We start from the raw sequence: 3440 nt of genomic DNA, 5'->3' as shown, positions 1-3440 counted from the left end.
CGCAATTATGCGAAGCGCAGGATTATGCGCAGGTGGGCACTGCCTGATGGGGCCAACCCGCGGTTTTCTGCCAGCTATGGCGCGGCCTGACTGATTTTCACTCCACATAATATCGTTCCTCTCCACCCGACCACCTGGAGAGGAGCGATTTTATGGTACCGGATCTTTTGCAGCCAGAGCCACGCCGCTGGCTATCGACCAGTGTCCTTGCAGCGATTGAAGGAGAGTATGTCTCCTATCTCCGTGCTGGCAGGTATCATTCCAACACCGTGCGCGTGTATTTGGCCTGCGTGGCGCATTTCGCGAAGTGGGTCACCGAGGAAGGTTTGGGACTCTTGCAGATCGATGAGACTGTCCAGCTGCAGTTTCTCGACACCCATCTGCCAACCTGCGCATGCCATCCGCCAGTTCGCAAATTGCGCCACGAGCTGCGGGTCGCCGTTCGACATTTGCTGCAAGTGCTGCGATCTCACGGTCAGATTTCCCTCGCGGAACAGAGAGATTGCGTCAGCACCGAGTTGGCGGCCTTCGATCGACACATGCGCGATGTCGGCGGTCTAGCGGATACGACACGGCGACAACGTGCCCAGATCGTCCGGCGATTGCTCATTGAGCGGTTTGGGGATGACGAGATTGATCCTGAGAAGCTCGCCCCGGCCCACGTGCGACGTTTTGTCTTGGGTGAAGGTCGTTGCTGGAGTGCCGGTGCCGTGCGCGTCGCCGGCGGAGCTGTCGGCTGCTATTTGAAGTTCCGTAAGATGTTGGGGGACGACGTGGGCAAGCTCCTGCAGGCCATCCCGCGCGCGGCCCATTGGCGCTTGGCGGCCTTACCCGATGTGTTGTCACCCGCTCAGATTGATGCGGTACTCGCGTCATTCGACGATCGGCTGCCGTCCCGGCGCCGCGCTTACGCGATGGTGAGGTGCATCACCGACCTTGGGCTCAGGTGCTCTGAAGTCGTCAAGCTGCGCATCGACGATATTGACTGGCGGAACGGGATCGTTCGCATAGCCAGAACCAAGACGCATTTCACCGACACCCTTCCATTGCCGACCGTCACCGGCAACGCGATCGCAGATTACCTGCGGCATGAACGACCCAAGTCCAACAACCGCGCGATCTTCGTCCGTCACGTCGCGCCGTATGACCTTCCCATCAAGGCAGGTGTCGCCAAGCGCGCGGTGACGGCCGCCTTCGCTCGATGTGGATGGCATCGAACCGATCCGCACGTGCTTCGCCACAGTATCGCAAGTCGGCTGCTCCGCGACGGTACGCCCATGAAGCACATCGCCGATATCCTGCGGCATCGAAGCCTCGATACGTCGAAGATCTACACCAAGATCGATATCAGCCGGCTATCTGCCGTCGCGATGCCCTGGCCAGGGAGGGCGTGATGACAACCACGATCATGGCAACACACGTCGAGGCTTTTCTGGTCGAACGTCAGGCCTTGGGGTTTCGGACGACGGGTCCAAGTGCGAGCCAGTTGCGCTCCTTCGCCCGATTTTTCGATGGCGCTGGCCACGCCGGTTCCCTGACGCCGGACCTCGTGATCGAGTGGGCCAAGGGACACGCTCAGACCGACGGGCCCCGCGCATGGGCGCGTCGCCTTGATGCTCTCCGCCCCTTTGCCACCTATCTGTCGCGCGTTGATCCAGCCACGGAGTTTCCGCCACCCCGGATATTCGGCAAATCCCAGCGCCGCGCCACCCCGCATATTTACACTGAGGAAGAGGTGACGGCGCTGCTTGCCGCAGCCCGGCACCTCGAACCCATGGGCGGTCTGCGCCCTGCCGCATACGAGACCTTATACGGCTTGATCGCCGCAACCGGCTTGCGGGTTTCCGAGGCGATCAAGTTGCGCTGCGCCGACGTAGACCTTGGCAGCCGGTGTTTGACGGTTCGGATGACGAAGTTTTGCAAGTCGCGGCATGTGCCGTTCCATTCGACCGTCGCCAGCGCTCTCACCGACTACCTTGCCGTGCGGGACCGATTCCTTTCACGCGCTGCAGACGAGCCGTTTTTCGTTTCGACGCCGGAACGATCGCTAAAATCACGTGCCGTGCATTGGACCTTTCAGAGACTGCGCAGCGCAGCCGGGATCGTTGCTCGCGGCGCATATCCCGAAGTCCGCATCCACGATTTCCGCCACACATTCATCTGTCGACGCATCCAGAGGTGGCAAGCCGATGGCGCCGATATCGATAATGCAATCGCTGCGCTCTCCACCTACGTCGGCCATGCCAAGATATCGGACACCTACTGGTATTTAACCGGCATCCCCGATCTGATGGCCGCCGCCGCTAACCGCTTCGAAGATTTCGCATGTGGGGAGATGGGCAATGGCTGAGTTGGTCCCTCCAACCCTCGCAACGCTCGTGCAGCGTTTCTTCGTGGATCATCTTCGGCAGCAACGCGCCGTCAGCGCCCAGACCATAGCGGCCTATCGAGACACCCTGCGCCTGCTGCTCACCTATGCTGCCGCCGCGCTGAACCGGACGCCCAGTGCCATCGCCTTGCCCGATCTCGACGCGCCAATGCTGCTCGCCTTCCTCGACCACCTGGAGAAGGATCGGGGCAACAGCGTGCGAAGCCGCAATGCACGCCTGGCTGCAATCAGGACGTTCCTGAAGTTCGCGGCGCATCACGATCTTGCATCGTTGGCCGTGATTGAACGAGCGCTGGCGATCCCGCTCAAGCGGTTCGATCGGCCAATGGTGGGTTTTCTGTCGCGTTCCGAGATCGGTGCGATCATCGAAGCCCCGGACAGGGTCAGTTGGGCCGGGCAGCGCGATCGGGCATTTTTCAGCATGATGTACAATACCGGTGCCCGCGTTTCCGAGATGACCGGCATCCGGTGTCGAGACGTTGTGCTTGAAGGCCAACCTGCCGTCCACCTGCGCGGCAAGGGGCGCAAGGAACGGAGTGTGCCACTCTGGCGAGCCACCGCGGCACTCATCAAGTCCTGGCGCCGACGGATCGGCGATCCCGCTGGCGATAGCATCCTTTTCCCAAGTCGCAGCGGTGGCCGAATGTCCCGTTCCAACGTCACACAGCGCCTGGACCTTGCGGTAGCCGCCGCGGGCCTCAAGCATCCAGGCATCCTTGAACGCCCTGTTACGCCTCATGTCGTGCGGCACACGACGGCAATGCACCTGCTTCAATCGGGCGTCGATATAACCGTCATTGCCCTGTGGCTGGGACACGAGGACACCGCAACGACGCACATGTACGTGGAGGCCGACCTCGCGATGAAGGAAAAGGCACTGATGAAGCTGCAGCCAAGCACCGCCGTGCCCGGCCGGTTTCACGCTTCCGACAACCTATTGAGCTTCCTTAAGTCCCTCTGATTATGTGGAGTTCATGGCGGCGGCCCCGACGCAATTTCGGGGTTTGCCGCCAGCACCTGCGCATAATCCGGCGCTTCGCATAATTCCTTT

The 3440-nt window shown here is 61.2% G+C and carries 3 protein-coding genes; all 3 read left to right on the top strand.

Annotated features, from left to right (window positions below; translation table 11 throughout):
* The first annotated feature begins 152 nt into the window (after positions 1–152).
* Genes K7W03_RS26955 through K7W03_RS26945 form a run of 3 tightly spaced genes read left to right on the top strand, consistent with a single transcriptional unit; the run spans position 153 to position 3350 of the window.
* Positions 153–1394: a tyrosine-type recombinase/integrase gene (locus K7W03_RS26955; RefSeq protein WP_222888009.1), complete on the top strand. Its 1242-nt coding sequence runs from the start codon at positions 153–155 to the stop codon at positions 1392–1394.
* The gene (locus K7W03_RS26950) at positions 1394–2350 is read left to right on the top strand and encodes a tyrosine-type recombinase/integrase (RefSeq protein ID WP_222888007.1); all 957 of its coding nucleotides are present in this window, start codon (positions 1394–1396) and stop codon (positions 2348–2350) included. The genes K7W03_RS26955 and K7W03_RS26950 overlap by 1 nt, the downstream gene beginning before the upstream one ends.
* Positions 2343–3350, top strand: a complete 1008-nt coding sequence (locus K7W03_RS26945) for a site-specific integrase (RefSeq protein ID WP_222888005.1) — start codon at positions 2343–2345, stop codon at positions 3348–3350. The genes K7W03_RS26950 and K7W03_RS26945 overlap by 8 nt, the downstream gene beginning before the upstream one ends.
* Positions 3351–3440 lie beyond the last annotated feature (90 nt).

The organism is Sphingobium sp. PNB, from assembly GCF_019873065.1.
Classification (GTDB): Bacteria; Pseudomonadota; Alphaproteobacteria; order Sphingomonadales; family Sphingomonadaceae; genus Sphingobium; species Sphingobium fuliginis.
Note: the sequence above shows the minus strand (reverse complement) of the source record. Positions and strands in the feature narration are given on the sequence as shown.

Coding starts and splice junctions, on each gene's coding strand:
- K7W03_RS26950 (WP_222888007.1), top strand. CDS start 1,394: ATGACAACCACGATCATGGCAACACACGTCGAGGCTTTTCTGGTCGAA.
- K7W03_RS26955 (WP_222888009.1), top strand. CDS start 153: ATGGTACCGGATCTTTTGCAGCCAGAGCCACGCCGCTGGCTATCGACC.
- K7W03_RS26945 (WP_222888005.1), top strand. CDS start 2,343: ATGGCTGAGTTGGTCCCTCCAACCCTCGCAACGCTCGTGCAGCGTTTC.